The organism is Mycobacterium colombiense CECT 3035 (genome assembly GCF_002105755.1).
Classification (GTDB): domain Bacteria; phylum Actinomycetota; class Actinomycetes; order Mycobacteriales; family Mycobacteriaceae; genus Mycobacterium; species Mycobacterium colombiense.
The window spans coordinates 1260052-1275572 of the sequence record NZ_CP020821.1 but is presented as its reverse complement, the minus strand read 5'-3'; the positions used below and the strand labels follow the sequence as shown (position 1 = coordinate 1275572).

Annotated in this window: 12 protein-coding genes and 2 pseudogenes; 7 read left to right on the top strand and 7 right to left on the bottom strand. The window is 68.7% G+C overall.

Annotated features, from left to right (window positions below):
- Nucleotides 1-311 precede the first annotated feature (311 nt).
- From B9D87_RS05880 to B9D87_RS05865, 4 genes are all read left to right on the top strand, one after another.
- Nucleotides 312-1658 (top strand): alkaline phosphatase family protein, encoded by a 1347-nt coding sequence (locus B9D87_RS05880; protein WP_254425555.1) that lies wholly within the window; start codon nt 312-314, stop codon nt 1656-1658.
- Between the two features lie 99 nt (nt 1659-1757).
- Nucleotides 1758-2606, top strand: coding sequence for an SDR family oxidoreductase (locus tag B9D87_RS05875; protein WP_007771336.1), 849 nt, complete (start codon nt 1758-1760; stop codon nt 2604-2606).
- A 42-nt stretch (nt 2607-2648) separates the two neighbouring features.
- A complete protein-coding gene (locus B9D87_RS05870) occupies nt 2649-5054 on the top strand; it encodes a phosphoketolase family protein (RefSeq protein ID WP_007771337.1) in 2406 nt (801 codons plus the stop codon).
- A gap of 87 nt (nt 5055-5141) precedes the next feature.
- Nucleotides 5142-5903: a CPBP family intramembrane glutamic endopeptidase gene (locus B9D87_RS05865; protein ID WP_007771338.1), complete on the top strand. Its 762-nt coding sequence runs from the start codon at nt 5142-5144 to the stop codon at nt 5901-5903.
- Between the two features lie 7 nt (nt 5904-5910).
- On the opposite strand, the gene B9D87_RS05860 is transcribed toward B9D87_RS05865, so the two are convergent.
- The 6 genes and pseudogenes from B9D87_RS05860 to modA form a co-directional block, all read right to left on the bottom strand.
- Entirely contained in the window at nt 5911-6939 is a 1029-nt protein-coding gene (locus tag B9D87_RS05860) for a zinc-binding alcohol dehydrogenase family protein (protein WP_040629870.1), read from the bottom strand.
- 46 nt (nt 6940-6985) lie between these two features.
- Nucleotides 6986-7291: a GlsB/YeaQ/YmgE family stress response membrane protein gene (locus tag B9D87_RS05855; RefSeq protein ID WP_007771340.1), complete on the bottom strand. Its 306-nt coding sequence runs from the start codon at nt 7289-7291 to the stop codon at nt 6986-6988.
- A gap of 146 nt (nt 7292-7437) precedes the next feature.
- Nucleotides 7438-8492: pseudogene (locus tag B9D87_RS05850) on the bottom strand (alanine and proline-rich secreted protein Apa).
- Nucleotides 8493-8615: 123 nt separating this feature from the next.
- Nucleotides 8616-9719 carry a sulfate/molybdate ABC transporter ATP-binding protein gene (locus B9D87_RS05845; RefSeq protein WP_007771342.1) on the bottom strand — a complete coding sequence of 368 codons (1104 nt, stop codon included), beginning with the start codon at nt 9717-9719 and terminating at the stop codon, nt 8616-8618.
- A pseudogene (locus B9D87_RS05840) lies at nt 9716-10509 on the bottom strand (ABC transporter permease). The gene B9D87_RS05845 and the pseudogene B9D87_RS05840 overlap by 4 nt, the downstream one beginning before the upstream one ends.
- 7 nt (nt 10510-10516) lie before the next feature.
- Entirely contained in the window at nt 10517-11296 is a 780-nt protein-coding gene (modA, locus tag B9D87_RS05835; protein ID WP_007771344.1) for a molybdate ABC transporter substrate-binding protein, read from the bottom strand.
- A 194-nt stretch (nt 11297-11490) separates the two neighbouring features.
- Here modA and B9D87_RS05830 point away from each other — a divergent pair, with 194 nt between their 5' ends.
- The 3 genes from B9D87_RS05830 (at nt 11491) to B9D87_RS05820 (ending at nt 14711) form a co-directional block, all read left to right on the top strand.
- Nucleotides 11491-12168 (top strand): SDR family oxidoreductase, encoded by a 678-nt coding sequence (locus B9D87_RS05830; RefSeq protein ID WP_007771345.1) that lies wholly within the window; start codon nt 11491-11493, stop codon nt 12166-12168.
- A 52-nt stretch (nt 12169-12220) separates the two neighbouring features.
- The gene (locus B9D87_RS05825) at nt 12221-13138 is read left to right on the top strand and encodes an LLM class F420-dependent oxidoreductase (protein ID WP_007771346.1); all 918 of its coding nucleotides are present in this window, start codon (nt 12221-12223) and stop codon (nt 13136-13138) included.
- Between the two features lie 187 nt (nt 13139-13325).
- Nucleotides 13326-14711, top strand: coding sequence for an NAD(P)/FAD-dependent oxidoreductase (locus B9D87_RS05820; protein WP_007771347.1), 1386 nt, complete (start codon nt 13326-13328; stop codon nt 14709-14711).
- Nucleotides 14712-14779: 68 nt separating this feature from the next.
- Here the strand turns inward: B9D87_RS05820 and B9D87_RS05815 are convergent, their stop codons facing one another.
- Complete coding sequence (locus B9D87_RS05815; protein ID WP_007771348.1) at nt 14780-15208, bottom strand: PaaI family thioesterase; 429 nt, start codon at nt 15206-15208, stop codon at nt 14780-14782.
- Between the last annotated feature and the right edge of the window lie 313 nt (nt 15209-15521).

Genomic DNA, 15521 nt, shown 5'->3' with positions numbered 1-15521 from the left:
TCGATCCAGCGATTCGCGGCGTCTGGACCATAGAGGTGATGCCTGATGTTGAGTCGCCTTGGTCGGGTGGCCGGTGCCACCGCCGGGGCTGCCCTGCTGGTGCTGTCGGCGTTCAGTGCGCCGAGAGCCGCCGGCGCGGCCCCGATGAGCGCGAATCTGTTGGCCAATCCGGGCGCCGAGCTCGGCGACCCGTCGCCGTCGGGATACGGCGCGGTGTCGATACCGGGCTGGGTCGCCACCGGCACCCCGACGGTGATCAAATACAACACCCTGGTCCGGCTGCCCTCGCCGCTCGGTTCGCCGGGCCGACCATGCCGAAGTTCCTCGCGTTCCCGGCCGCCCAGAACGGGCCGCCCGACGGCGGCGTCCAGTACTTCGGCGGTGGCAATGTCGCGACGTCCACCCTCACCCAGACCGTCGACGTCAGCGGTGCGGCGGCCGCCATCGACACCGGCACCGTGCCCTACACGCTGAGCGGCTGGCTCGGGGGCAACAGGCTGGAGTTCTCCGAGGCGTCGGCCACCGTCGATTTCCTGGCCGCCAGCCAATTGCCTTTGGGCACAGGCAAAATCGGGCCGGTCTCGATACTCGCACGCGGGCTCAAGACCGAGCTGGCCGAACGCGACACCAGCGGGATCATCCCGGCGGGCACCCGCAGCGCGCGGGTAACCGTCACCTTCAAGGACACCCACTGGGCCGGCGGGGCCTACAACCACTCCTACGCCGACAACCTGTCGTTCACCATCGGCGCCCCGTTGCCCGCCCCGCCGCCACCGGCGCCACCCGCATCGACCGTCGGCCCCCTCGACCACGTCTTCCTGGTGTACATGGAGAACCACGGCGTGAAGGACATCGTCGGCAGCCCCAGGGCGCCGTACATCAACAGCCTGATCAACACCTACGGATACGGGTCCAACTACTTCGCGCTCACCCATCCCAGCAATCCGAACTATTACCCGATCCTCGGTGGATCGGACTTCGGCCTGAACTACGACTGCGCCATGGACTGCGTCGACGCGCGGAACCTGGCCGACAACCTGGACGCCGCGGGCAAGTCCTGGGCCGGCTACGAGCAGTCGATGCCCACCCCGTGCGCCACCACGTCAAGTGGCGGCTACAGCCCCGGCGAATTGCCGTTCCTGGCCTTCCACGACATCGTCTCCAACGCCGCCCGCTGCCAGACGCACGTGCTGCCGCTGACGCGGATGGCCACCGACCTCGCCGCGACCAACACCACCCCGAACTTCGTGTGGTTCGCCGCCGACGAGGACAACAACATGGAGGGCCCGGTCAACCTGCGCTTCGTGGGCAGCGAGCTGACGTTCCACCAGTACAACATCAGGGCCGGCGACCAGTTTCTGCAGCAGGTGCTGCCGACGATCGTGAACTCGCCGGCGTTCCAGACGCAACGCAGCGCCATCTTCATCACCTGGGACGAGGACTACAACAACCTGTCGCTGACCATCGGCAACGACGGCAACCACGTCCCCATGATCGTCATCCCCTCGCCGAATTCCGGTATGCGCCAAGGCCATTTCGTCGCATCGGTGCACAACAACCACTACAGCCTGCAGCGCACCATCGAAGACTCCCTGGCGCTGCCCCGGCTCACCAACAACGACAAGTTCGCGCAACCGATGAACGAATACTGGCCGTAGCGCCCGGTCGTCCACCAGGGTTGTTGCGCCGGACGACTTCGAGTGCTGTGCTTAGCCCGTTGTTGAGTTGACACCCGTCAAGAAACTGGAGGGGCCGGGATGGCAGACACGGATTCGATCGGCCTGAAGGTCCGCCACAAAGTCATCGTGATCACCGGTGGCGCGCGGGGCATCGGGCTGGCCACCGCCACCGCGCTGCACGATCTGGGCGCCAAGGTCGCCATCGGTGACGTCGACGAGGTGCGCGTCAAGGAGTCGGGCGCCGACCTGGGCCTCGACGTCTACGGCAAGCTCGACGTCACCGATCCGCACTCGTTCTCCGACTTCCTCGACGAGGTCGAGCGCCAGCTCGGGCCGATCGACGTGCTGATCAACAACGCCGGCATCATGCCCGTCGGCAGGATCGTCGACGAGCCGGACGCCGTCACCCGGCGCATCCTCGACATCAACGTGTACGGCGTGATCGTCGGCAGCAAGCTGGCGGCCCAGCGCATGGCGCCGCGGGGCCGGGGGCACGTCATCAACGTCGCCTCGCTGGCCGGTGAACTCAACATCGTCGGGCTGGCCACCTACTGCGCCAGCAAGCACGCGGTGATCGGATTCACCGACTCGGCCCGGCTGGAGTACCACGACGCCGGCGTGAAGTTCTCGCTGGTGTTGCCGACCTTCGTCAACACCGAGCTGGTCGCCGGGACCCCCGGCATGAAGGGGTTTCGCAACGCCGAACCCGCCGAGATCGCCGACGCGATCGTCAACCTGGTGGCCCACCCGAAGCCCCGGGTGCGGATCACCAAGGCGGCCGGCGCCATGGTGGTGTCCCAGAAGTTCTGGCCGCGCCGCATCGCCGAGGGGCTCAACCGGATGCTGGGAGGCGATCACGTCTTCACCGACGACGTCGACGTCGCCAAGCGCCGGGCGTACGAGGCACGCGCCCGCGGCGAGGACTAATCGCACGAGCATTGTTCGCCCAAGGCGCGCACAATCGGGCGGGTGAGCCTAGAAACCCGAACCCCCGCGCCCACCGAATCTCCGCTCTCCGACGACGAACTCGCTCTGCTCGACAAGTACTGGCGCGCCGCCAACTATCTGTCGGTCGGGCAGATCTACCTCCTGGACAACCCGCTGCTCACCGAGCCGCTGGCCACCGAGCACGTCAAACCGCGGCTGCTGGGGCACTGGGGCACCACGCCCGGGCTCAACCTCGTCTATGCCCACCTGAACCGGATCATCCGCAACCGCGACGCGGACGTCATCTACGTGACCGGGCCGGGTCACGGCGGCCCCGGGCTGGTCGCCAACGCCTACCTGGAAGGCACCTACAGCGAGGTGTACACCGGCATCGAGGAGGACGCCGAGGGGCTGCGCAAGCTGTTCCGGCAGTTCTCCTTCCCCGGCGGCATCCCCAGCCACGTGGCGGCCCAGACGCCCGGCTCCATCCACGAGGGCGGTGAGCTCGGCTACGCGCTGGTGCACGCGTACGGCGCTGCCCTGGACAACCCGTACCTGGTGGTGGCCTGCGTCGTCGGTGACGGCGAGGCCGAGACCGGGCCACTGGCCGCCAGCTGGCACTCGAACAAGTTCCTCAACCCGGTGACCGACGGCGCCGTGCTGCCCATCCTGGCGCTCAACGGCTACAAGATCGCCAACCCGACGGTGCTGGCCCGCATCCCGCACGACGAGCTGGAGTCGTTGTTGCGCGGCTACGGCTACCGGCCGATCACGGTCGCGGGCGACGACCCGGCCGACGTGCACCGGCAGCTGGCCGCCGCGCTCGACGACGCCTTCGACGACATCGCGGCCATCCAGGGCGCGGCCCGCGGCGGCGGCCAGGCGCAGCGACCGGTGTGGCCGATGATCGTGCTGCGCACGCCCAAGGGGTGGACGGGGCCCAAGGTGGTGGACGGCAAGAAGGTCGAGGGCACCTGGCGCTCACATCAGGTGCCGCTGTCCCAGACGCACGACAATCCCGACCACCGCGCCCAGCTCGAGGACTGGCTGCGCAGCTACGCGCCCGAGCAGCTTTTCGACGACAACGGCAGGCTGCGTGACGAGCTGCGCGCGCTGGCGCCCCAGGGCGATCGCCGGATGAGCGCCAACCCGCACGCCAACGGCGGCCTGCTGCTGCACGATCTGGACCTGCCGGACTTTCGCGATTACGCCGTGTCCGTCGAGCGCCCGGCGGCGGCCACCCACGAGGCCACCCGGGTGCTGGGCGCATTCCTGCGCGACGTGATCGCCCGCAACCGGGACCGGTTCCGGCTGATGGGACCCGACGAGACGGCCTCCAATCGGCTCGACGCCGTCTTCGGGTCGACCGACAAGGTGTGGCTTTCGGAGGTCGAGCCCGACGACGAGCACCTGGCGCCCGACGGCCGCGTGATGGAGGTGCTCTCCGAGCACCTGTGCCAGGGCTGGCTGGAGGGCTACCTGTTGACCGGGCGGCACGGGCTGTTCAACTGCTACGAGGCGTTCGTGCACATCGTCGACTCCATGCTCAACCAGCATGCGAAATGGCTTGCCACCAGCAGGGAATTGCCGTGGCGGCGGCCGATCGCGTCGCTGAACTATCTGCTCAGCTCCCACGTCTGGCGTCAGGACCACAACGGCGCGTCCCATCAGGACCCGGGCTTCATCGACCTCGTCGCCAACAAGCGGCCGGAGCTGACCCGCGTCTACCTGCCGCCGGACGGCAACACGCTGCTCTCCGTGGCCGATCACTGCCTGCGCAGCCGCGACTACATCAACGTCATCGTCGCCGGCAAGCAGCCGGCGCTGGCCTACCTCGACATGGACTCCGCGATCGCGCACTGCACCCGCGGCCTGGGCATCTGGCCTTGGGCCAGCACGGCCACCGACGAGCCCGACGTGGTGCTGGCCTGCGCCGGCGACATCCCCACGCTGGAGACGCTCGCCGCCGCCGACATCCTGCGCCGCGAACTGCCGGAGCTGGGCGTCCGGGTGATCAACGTCGTCGACCTGATGCGGCTGCAGCCGGACTCCGAGCACCCGCACGGCCTGCCGGACCGCGAGTTCGACGCGCTGTTCACCCGCGACAAGCCGGTCATCTTCGCCTACCACGGCTACCCGTGGCTGATCCATCGGCTCACCTACAGCCGCACCAACCACGCGCACCTGCATGTCCGCGGCTTCAAGGAGCGCGGCACCACGACGACGCCCTTCGACATGGTGATGCTCAACGACCTGGATCGCTTCCACCTGGTCATGGACGTCATCGACCGGGTGGACGGGCTGGCCAGTCGCGCCGCCCTGCTGCGGCAGCGGATGGTCGACGCCCGCCTGGCCGCGCGGATGTACACCCGAGAGCACGGGGAGGACGACCCGAAGATCGCCGGCTGGACCTGGGAGTCGAGCGAGCAGAACGAGCGTAGTGAGTGATGGGAGCGAGACGACCCGTCGGATTGGGAGTCGAGCGAGTGACGCGAGCAACCCGGTCGGTCGCTGTGGCGCCGGTAAACTGGTCGGATGCTTGACGCCACCGGGACAGCCGATATCCAGCCCGCGACGTCACAGCTCTCGGCGCTGCACCGATTCCGGATCCATCTCGACATCGCCGTCGTCGTCGTGGTCTTGGTGCTGACCAACCTGATCGCGCACTTCACCACCCCGTGGGCGAGCATCGCGACCGTCCCGGCCGCGGCCGTCGGACTGGTCGTCTTGATGCGCTGGCGGGGCCTGGCCTGGGCGGACCTCGGCCTGGGCCGCGAGCACTGGAAGCCCGGCATGGGCTACGCGGTGGCCGCCGTGGCCGTCGTCGCGTCGGTGATCGCGGTGGGCGTGCTGCTGCCGGAGACCCGGCCCCTGTTTTTGAACAACCGCTACGCCACGATCTCCGGGGCGATGATCGCCTCAATGGTCGTCATCCCGCTGCAGACCGTCATCCCCGAGGAGCTGGCGTTCCGGGGCGTCCTGCACGGCGCGCTCAACCGGGCCTGGGGCTTTCGTGGCGTGGCGCTGGCGGGTTCGCTGCTGTTCGGGCTGTGGCATGTCGCCACGTCGCTCGGTCTGACCAGCACCAACGTCGGCTTCACCCGGCTGTTCGGTGGCGGAATCGTGGGCATGATGGCCGGGGTGACCGGGGCCGTGCTGGCGACGGGCGCCGCCGGATTCGTCTTCAGCTGGCTGCGCCGGCGCAGCGGCAGCCTGATCGCACCGATCGCGTTGCACTGGTCGCTGAACGGGCTCGGCGCGCTGGCCGCCGCCCTGGTGTGGCACCTGTCCACCTGAGAGCGGATCAGACCAGCAGCACCGCCGCACCGGCGATGCGGCCCGCACTCAAATCCGCCAGCGCCCGATCCGCCTGCCCCAGCGGATATTCCGGCGTCGTCACCTCGATGTGGTGCTTACTCGCGAAGTCCAGGAAGGCCCGCGCGTCCGCCCGGGTGTTGGAGGTGACCGACCGGACCTGGCGTTCCTGGAACAGGTGACGCTGGTAGTTCAGGGGTGGGATGTCGGACAGGTGGATCCCCGCGATCGCCAGGGTGCCGCCGCGGTCCAGCGCTTCCAGCGCGGGCAGCACCAATTCACCCACCGGCGCAAACAGAATCGCGGCGTCCAGCGGCACCGGCGGCGGGTCGGCCGCGCCCTGCGCCGACGCCGCGCCGAGCTGCAATGCCAGTTGCTGGGCCTCGGATCCGCGGGTCATCACGTGCACCTCAGCGCCCTGCGCCAACGCCACCTGCGCGGTGATGTGCGCGCTGCCACCGAAGCCGTAGAGGCCCAGGCGGCCGCCGGGCGGCAGCTCGGCGCGCTGTAGCGAGCGGTAGCCGATGATGCCCGCGCACAGCAGGGGCGCCAGCTCGCTGTCGCTGTAGCCGCTCGGCAGCGGGTGAGCGAAAGCGGCCGGGACGGTGGCGAATTCGGCGTATCCGCCGTCGGCGTCCCAACCGGTGTAACGGGAATGGGGGCACAGGTTCTCGTCGCCGCGACGGCAGTATGCGCACGCGCCGCAGGTGTGGCGCAGCCACGCGATGCCGACCCGGTCCCCCACCCGGAATTCGTCGCCGGCCTGCTCCCCCATCTTGATGACCTCACCGACCACCTCGTGGCCCGGAGTGACCCGGTCGCGGTGCACCGGCAGGTCCCCTTCGGTGACGTGCAGGTCGGTGCGACAGACACCGCAGGCACGCACCGCCACCAGCAGTTCGGAGGGGCCGGGGTGTGGAACCTCGGCGGTGACCAGCTCCAGTGGGCCGGTGTTCATCGGCCCGGGTCGACGCACGCGCCAGGCGCGCATTGCCGTGGTGGTCACCGGTGGAGGCATCAATCCATCATGCCGCTAACCACCACGGCCGCAACGGGTTAAGCGGCTATGTTCTCCGGGCTAGGCGCGATAGCCAAAGCAGCACAACGGCACCACCCAGGGCAACGAAGAAAGTGAACCAGTAGCCACCGCTGTTGACGTCGACGCCTAAGAGATTGAGGACAAGACCTGCGACAAACGCTCCCACAACGCCGATGACGATGTCCATCAGGATGCCGGATCCACCACCCTTCACGATCTTGCTCGCGAGGAAGCCGGCTATACCGCCGATGATGATGTAACCGATCCACCCGATGCCTGTTTTCCCGTTCAGGTTCAAAGCAAGGTATTCGGTAGCTGCCATGACGGTCATGAGAGTCTCCTCGCAATCGCTGGCAAAGCCCAGCTATTTGCTGGGCCGTCACTTCGGTATACCCAGTTTGGGTCACGAAATGAGCGCCGAAATGGAGACGGTTGACCAGTCGGTTTCGGTTGCGGCGGCCCGCCCGGGCGGCGCCGTCAGGCCGAGAAGGTCTGCTGCGGTGCGGGTGTGGGCGGCGGGCTGACCTCGGAGGAGGCCGGCGCGCCACCCGGAACCGGCGCCGGTGCCCCGGGCGCGGCGGGAGCGGCGGGCGCCGGTGCCGGCGCGCCGGGAGCCGTCGCTGTTCCCGGCGCACCCGGGGCCGCGGGGCTCCCGGAGCGGCCGGCGGGGCCGCGGGCGGTGTCCACGCCTGGATCGACTCGGTGAGCGCCTTGGCCGCACCCCGGTCGACCGGGTCGTTCGAGGTTCCGAGCCACACCACGAACCAGCGTTGGGCGGTCCCACCGTTGGCGGAACCGATGACGCCCGTCCAGATCTGGCCGTTCGGCTTGGAGGCATCGCTGAACTTGACTTCGTAGTATGACGCGCTGCCGGTGCTTCCGTTGCTCCCGCTGAGCGGGGTGGCTTCCTGGTTGATCCGGGTGCCGGGATAGGGCATGAAGAACTCGCCCATGTCCGAGCCCAGCCGCACCGCGGCCTTGCCATTGTCGGCTTCCGCACTGGCGTACAGCTTTTGGTCCAGGCGGCCCATCACGATGCGGGTGTCGTTGGCGACCGCCGGTGGCTGGTCGGGCATCGGCGGCGGGCCGGTGACCTTGCTCAGCAGCGCCGAACCGTAGTCGAGGTGCGACGCGTCGGACTCCACCCAGCCGGCGGGGAGGACGTAGCTGAAGCCCCCGACCGCGTTGGTGATCCGCCCGGCGTTCGGGTCAGCCGGTGGAGGCGGCGGCGCATTCGGGTCGACGGGCGGCGGTGGTGCGCCGTTGGGGTTGGCCGGTGGCGGCGGGACGGCATTGGGATCGCCCGGTGCCGGTTGCCCATTCGGCGCCTGGGCGGCCGGCGGCGCGTTCGTCGCCGGTGCCCCCGGCGGGGCCGTGGCCGTGGTCGGCGGGACCGGGGTCGGCACCTCGGGGTCGGCGCTGGAAGTCGCCGGCAACGCGATGGCGACTGCGCTGGCACCGGTCACCGTGGTGATTGCCAGCGTCGTCCACAGTCCTTTGCGACGGGTCGAGGTCGGATCCACCTGCTCCATGGCGACGAACCTACCGTGTTACCGCTGTGACGCAAGGATGCATTGCGGACGAATGCAGCGCGGATTTACCGATGTTGCCAATGTGCAATCTTTCCGGGACGCGACGCCGTGGCGTTCGGCGGCTCAGCGCGCAGCGGGATGCAGCGCCACCTCGTGGGCCTTGACCGAGAACCACACTCGATCGCCGGGCGCCATGTGCAACTCGGATGCGGCGTCGACGGTGATCTCCGCGGCCAGGCCCGGGGCGCCGTCGGGCTGCTGCGCCCCGCGCACCAACACCGCCGGCCCGCGGACGTCCATCTCGGCCACGGTGACCTCAACGGTGTTTCGGGGGCTGCCGTGCGGGCGCTCGCGATAGACCGCCACCGCCGTCGGCGGGAACACCGCGATCGCATGCTGGTCCGTCGAGAACCGTTCGCCGCTCTCCGGCGGCGCCGCATGCCAACGGTCACCGGAGCCCGCGCGCAGCGAGCCGTCGCGATCGACGGTGCCATTCACCAGGTTGATGCCCGCGATGCGGGCCGCGAAATGACTGCGGGGCGCGGTGAGAACCTCGGGCACCGGGCCGATTTCGGCGATCGCGCCGGATTCCAGCACCAGCACCCGATCGGCCAGGGTGAACACGTCCAGCAGGTCGTGGGTGACCAGGATCGCCGAGCAGCCGATGCGGGTGATGACCTTGCGCAACACCGCCCGGATCGCCGCGGCCGCGGCGACGTCGAGCCCGGCCAGCGGTTCGTCGAGCAACAACACGTCGGGTTCGGCCGCCAGCGCCCGGGCGATCGCGACCCGCTGGGCCTGCCCGCCGGACAGCTGTCGCGGCTTCCGGTCGGCGAAGCGTTCGGCGTCCACCTCGCGCAGCCAGCGCAGCGCGGTCGCCGCCCGGGCGGCGCGCGCCGGGTGCCACCGCGCACGCCGGCTGTGCGGTCCGAAGGCGACGTTGGCGGCAACGCTCATGTGCGGGAACAGCAACGCGTCCTGCAGCAGCAGCCCGACCCGGCGGTCGTGCGTCGCCACGTGGATCCCGGCCGCGGTGTCGGTCAGGACCCGGTCTCCCAGCCGCACCACCCCGTCGTCCGGACGAAGTAACCCCGCAATGACATGCAGGACGGTCGATTTGCCCGCGCCGTTGGGGCCGAGCACGGCGAGTACCTCGCCCGCGGACACCGAGAACTCCACGTCCACGTGGCGGTCCGCGACGGCCGCGCGCAGCTGCAATTCGCTCATGTCTGCCCGGTTCCGGTCAGCCGGCGGGTGCCCAGGCCCAAGACCACCAGGGCCGCCACCGCCACCAACAGGATCGACAGCGCCACAGCGGCATTGGCGTCGGTGACCCGTTGCAGATAGATCTCCAGCGGCAGCGTGCGGGTCACCCCCTGCCGGGATCCGGCGAACGTCAGCGTTGCGCCGAACTCGCCCAGCGAGCGGGCGAAGGCCAGCACCGCCCCCGACACCAGACCCGGCAGCAACAGCGGCAGGGTGACGCGCCACCACACGACGCTCGGGCGCGCCCCAGCGTCGCGGCCACCAGCTCGAAGTCCGCGCCGGCCGTGCGCGCGGCGCCCTCCAGGGAGATCACCAGGAACGGCAGCGAGACGAACGTCTGTGCCAGCACCACGGCGGTGGTGCTGAACGCGATGCTGACACCGGCGGCTTCCAGGTAGCGGCCCAGCAGCCCCAACCGGCCGAACGCGTACAGCAACGCGATTCCGCCCACCACCGGCGGCAGCACCAGCGGCAGCAGGATCAGCGGCCGCAGCAGCCGGATCACGCGCGCCGTGCTGCGCGCCAGCACCAGCGCCATTGGCACCCCCAGTACCAGGCACAGCACCGTACTGGCGGCGGCGGTCTTCAGGCTCAGCAACAACGCCGTGCGCGACGATGAGCTGCTGATCAAGGACGCGAAATGCGGCCAGTCGACCTTGACCGCGATGGCCAGCAACGGCAGCAGAACGAAGGCGGTGCCCACGGCCGCGGGGACATACACCCAGCGGGGCAGATCCGTCGGCCGGTGCATGGTGGGGTCAGGGTTTCGCGAAGCCGGCCTGAGCCAGGATCTGCTGCCCGGTCGGCGAGGTGACCAGGTCGACGAACTTCTGCGCCTGCGCGGCGAGCGGCGCCTTCTTCAGCACACCGATGGGATAGACGTTCACCGCGCCGGCGGCCTCCGGGAAGTTCACGGTCGCGACCTTGGCGCCCGCCGACTTGGCGTCGGTGACGTAGACCAGCGCGGCGTCGGCCTGGCCGCTGGTGACCTTGTTCAGTGCGTCGGTCACGCTGAGCTCCTCGCTGACCGGGTTGAGGCGCACCCCGGTGTTGTCCTCGACGCGGTGGGTCGCCGCCCCGCACGGCACCGGCTGCTGACAGGTCACCACGTTGAGGCCCGGCCTGGCCAGGTCGGCGAAGGAGCCGATCTTCTTCGGATTGCCGGGCGCGGTGACGATGGCCAGGGTGTTCGACGCGAAGTTCGTCGGGTTGCCGTTCAGCAGGCCGGCCTTGCCGACGGCGTCCATCTGCGCGGTGTCGGCCGAGGCGAAGACGTCGGCCGTCGCGCCCTGCGTCAGCTGGGTCGCCAGGTCGGAGGAGCCGGCGAACTCGAAGTCGACGCCGACGCCCGGGTTCTGGTCCTTGAACTGCCGGCCGATCTGGGTGAATGACGGCTTGAGCGACGCCGCGGCGAACACCATGATCTTGCCGCCGGACGTCGACGAGGTCTGCGAATGGGGCGACTTCGAACCGCACCCGATCAGGCCCGCCGTCAGCACCGTCGAAACCACAGCGGCCAGGATCCCGATCCGACGCATGGATGCACCCTAGCCCGCCGATGATGCGGTCCGCTCGGCGGTTGAATCGCCGCAAGAAAGTGCCCGGGAAAGCAGCGGCCGAATAGTTACGCAAATGATCCGCGCGTCGCGCCGGCGAAAGTTTCGCCGACTAGCTACTGTCCAGTAACATATGTGGGAATTGATGCCATAACGCGCGTGGACACGAGGAGGTCATGGCAGTGGAGGTGCTGGTTACCGGCGGAGACACGGACCTGGGGCGCACGGTAGCCGAGAGCTTCCGCGATGACGGCCACAAAGTGACCCTGGTGGGCGCGCGCAAGAGCGATCTGGAGATCGCCGCCAAAGAACTCGAGGTCGAGGCGATCGTCTGCGACACCACCGACCCGGCCAGCCTCGAAGAGGCCCGTCCGCTGTTCCCGCATCATCTGGACACCATCGTCAACGTGCCCGCCCCCGCCTGGGAAGCCGGCGACCCGCGCACCTACTCGATCGCCGACACGGCCAGCGCTTGGCGCAATGCCCTTGACGCGACCGTGCTTTCGGCGGTGTTGACCGTGCAGGCCGTGGGCGATCACCTGCGCTCGGGCGGCTCCATCATCAGCCTGGTGCCCGAGAACCCGCCGGCGGGCAGCGCCGACGCCGCCGTCAAGGCCACGCTGTCGAACTGGACCGCAGGGCAGGCCGGCATCTTCGGCACCCGCGGAATCACGGTCAACGTGGTGGCCAGTGGGCGCAGCGCCGAGGCCGGCTACGACGGACTGTCCCGCACCCCGGCGCCGGTGGCCGCGGAGGCCGCCCGGTTGGCCTTGTTCCTGACCACGTCGGCGGCGCGCCACATCACCGGTCAGACGCTGCACGTGAGTCACGGCGCGCTGGCGCGTTTCGCCTGAGGCGTAACGCGCAACCTTCTATCGGGCGGGGCCGATCGCTACGGTAATTCCCGTGGCTATTCGACTCGGTCTGCAGATTCCCAACTTCTCCTACGGCACCGGGGTTGACCAACTCTTCCCCACCGTCATCGCCCAGGCCCGCGAGGCCGAATCCGCCGGATTCGATTCGGTTTTCGTGATGGACCACTTCTACCAACTGCCGATGCTGGGATCGCCGGACCAGCCGATGCTGGAGGCCTACACCGCCCTGGGCGCACTGGCCACCGCCACCGAGCGGGTGCAGCTGGGCACCCTGGTCACCGGCAACACCTACCGCCACCCGTCCCTGCTCGCCAAGACCATCACGACGCTCGACGTGGTGAGCCAGGGGCGGGCGATCCTGGGGATCGGCACCGGATGGTTCGAGCTCGAGCACGAACAGCTGGGCTTCGAGTTCGGCACCTTCACCGACAGGTTCAACCGGCTCGACGAGGCCCTGCAGATCATCCTGCCGATGATCAAGGGCGAGCGGGCCACCGTCTCGGGCAAGTGGTACCAAACCAGCGAGGCGTTCGCCAATCCCCGCTTCCGGGAACACATTCCGCTGATGATCGGCGGCAGCGGCGAGAAGAAGACGATCCCGCTCGCCGCACGGCATTTCGACCACCTCAACGTGATCGCGGGTTTCGACGAGCTGCCGCGCAAGCTGGACGCGGTTCGTCGGGCCTGCGAGGAGGTGGGCCGCGACCCCGCCACCCTGGAAACCAGCACGCTGACCACGGTGCTGATCGACGACAACGCGAGCCTCGACCAGATTCCGGCCGAGATGACCGAGCGCATGGTGGTCGGCACCCCGGATTCGGTCGCCGATCAGATCAAGACCAAGGTGATCGACGCCGGCATCGACGGCGTGATCATCAACCTGCCGTTCTACACGCCCGGCGTCGTCGAGGCGGCCGGCGCGGCGCTGCGTCCGCTCGTGGGGCTGTAGGCATTTCGCCGCTTCGGCGGACCGGTCGCTCGGACATGACAAGTATCACGTACGACGACCAGCAGTGATACTGGCGATGTGTTTGATTACACATGTTGCCAGCTAGGTTTGCGGGTATTCGCCTGACTAGCGTGGTGGCTAACTGCAGTCGCGCGTCCAGAAGCCCCCCGTCAGGAGCAGCGGAAACATGAGCCCCCAGCCAGGTACCACAGCTGGACCGGAGCGCCGTCACCAGGTCGTCATCATCGGCTCCGGGTTCGGTGGACTGAACGCCGCGAAGAAACTCAAGCACGCCAACGTCGACATCAAACTGATCGCCCGGACCACGCACCACCTCTTCCAGCCGCTGCTGTACCAAGTGGCGACGGGCATTGTGTCCGAAGGCGATATCGCACCGCCGACCCGCGTCGTGCTGCGCAGGCAGCGCAACGTCCAGGTGCTGCTCGGCGACGTCACGCACATCGATTTGGAGGGCAAGTTCGTGGTGTCCGACTTGCTCGGGCACACCTACGACACCCCTTACGACAGCCTGATCATCGCCGCCGGCGCGGGCCAGTCGTATTTCGGCAACGACCATTTCGCCGAGTTCGCGCCCGGGATGAAGTCGATCGACGACGCCCTCGAGGTGCGAGGGCGCATCCTCAGCGCGTTCGAACAGGCCGAGCGGTCTCGCGATCCGGAACGGCGGGCCAAGCTGCTGACGTTCACGGTGATCGGGGCCGGCCCCACCGGCGTCGAAATGGCCGGGCAGATAGCGGAATTGGCCACCTACACGCTCAAGGGCTCCTTCCGTCACATCGACTCGACGAAGGCGCGGGTGATCCTGCTCGACGCCGCCCCCGCCGTGCTGCCGCCGTTCGGCGAGAAGCTCGGTCAGCGTGCGGCGGCCCGGCTGGAGAAGATGGGCGTGGAGATCCAGCTGGGTGCGATGGTCACCGACGTCGACCGCAACGGCATCACCGTGAAGGATTCCGACGGCACCGTCCGGCGCATCGAATCGGCCTGCAAGGTGTGGTCCGCCGGCGTGTCCGCCAGCCCGCTGGGCCGCGACCTCGCCGACCAGTCCTCGGTCGAATTGGACCGGGCGGGCCGCGTCAAGGTGCTGCCCGACCTGTCGGTCCCCGGCCACCCGAACGTGTTCGTCATCGGCGACCTGGCCGCCGTCGAGGGCGTGCCGGGCGTGGCGCAGGGCGCGATTCAGGGCGCCAAGTACGTCGCGAGCACCATCAAGGCCGAACTCGGCGGCGCGAACCCGGCCGACCGCGAGCCGTTCCAGTACTTCGACAAGGGCTCCATGGCGACGGTGTCCCGGTTCTCCGCGGTGGCCAAGATCGGCCCGGTGGAGTTCAGCGGGCTGTTCGCCTGGTTCGCCTGGCTGGTGCTGCACCTGGTCTACCTGGTCGGGTTCAAGACCAAGATCAGCACGCTGCTGTCCTGGACGGTGACGTTCCTGAGCACCCGCCGCGGCCAGCTGACCATCACCGAGCAGCAGGCGTTCGCGCGGACCCGACTCGAACAGTTAGCGGTGGTCGCGGCGGAGGCCAAGCGGCCGGCCGCCAGGCGGGCCAGCTAGCCGATTACCGGCGCATCCCCAATGGGCTTGCCGGACAACGCATCTCATCGCGGGCCGGGAGGGGCGGATCAGCCCTCACGAATCTCGAGATTCTGCAACCGCACCTGACCGCGCGCGACCACCCGGTCGTCGCCGTCGGTGATGGTGACCAACCACAATTGCTGACTGCGGCCGCGGTGGATCGGTTCGACCCTGCCGTACACCATGCCCGATCCGATCGAGCGCAAGAAGTCGGTGTTGTTGTTGACGCCCACCACGTTTCCGCCGCCGCGGGTCGCCAGCCAGGTGTAGGCGGCCACGCTGGCCATGCTCTCGATCATCGAGCAGTAAACGCCGCCGTGAACCAAACCCATCGGCTGCAGCAGCTTGGGCGTGACCTCGAGCTGGGCGCGGGCGCCGTCCGGGCTGAGTTCGGTGAATTGCAGCCCGATCTCGCGGTCGAAGGGCGCGGCGAAGTCCGGCGGGAGGATCGTTTTCTGCGGCTCTGGCACGTCCATGTGTCTACACCATGGCTCCCGGCGCACCGCTCGCGGCGGATTGCGCCCCGGAAAGCGGCGAGCCCCGCGCCTTACAGGCGCGGGGCTCGCCGATCGAGTAGACCGGGGGTCGCTGCAGCCCTCAGGACACTCACACGGTCGTTTCGCTCGACCCGATCAGCATAGGCAAGGCTGCCCTAACTTTGCAAGGGGTATCGTTCTTTGTGTTCGCGGCGGGGGCGCGCGGCGGCCGGCACAGTGATTTGTCAGGCTTCCGTACGACCGTCGGTAGTAAGCCGGAGTACGCTTGATTCGACGCTCAGGAGATGAACGA

Coding starts and splice junctions, on each gene's coding strand:
- B9D87_RS05845 (WP_007771342.1), bottom strand. CDS start 9,719: ATGAGCGAATTGCAGCTGCGCGCGGCCGTCGCGGACCGCCACGTGGAC.
- B9D87_RS05820 (WP_007771347.1), top strand. CDS start 13,326: ATGAGCCCCCAGCCAGGTACCACAGCTGGACCGGAGCGCCGTCACCAG.
- B9D87_RS05815 (WP_007771348.1), bottom strand. CDS start 15,208: ATGGACGTGCCAGAGCCGCAGAAAACGATCCTCCCGCCGGACTTCGCC.
- B9D87_RS05855 (WP_007771340.1), bottom strand. CDS start 7,291: ATGACCGTCATGGCAGCTACCGAATACCTTGCTTTGAACCTGAACGGG.
- B9D87_RS05830 (WP_007771345.1), top strand. CDS start 11,491: ATGGCAGTGGAGGTGCTGGTTACCGGCGGAGACACGGACCTGGGGCGC.
- B9D87_RS05875 (WP_007771336.1), top strand. CDS start 1,758: ATGGCAGACACGGATTCGATCGGCCTGAAGGTCCGCCACAAAGTCATC.
- B9D87_RS05865 (WP_007771338.1), top strand. CDS start 5,142: ATGCTTGACGCCACCGGGACAGCCGATATCCAGCCCGCGACGTCACAG.
- B9D87_RS05860 (WP_040629870.1), bottom strand. CDS start 6,939: ATGCCTCCACCGGTGACCACCACGGCAATGCGCGCCTGGCGCGTGCGT.
- B9D87_RS05880 (WP_254425555.1), top strand. CDS start 312: ATGCCGAAGTTCCTCGCGTTCCCGGCCGCCCAGAACGGGCCGCCCGAC.
- modA (WP_007771344.1), bottom strand. CDS start 11,296: ATGCGTCGGATCGGGATCCTGGCCGCTGTGGTTTCGACGGTGCTGACG.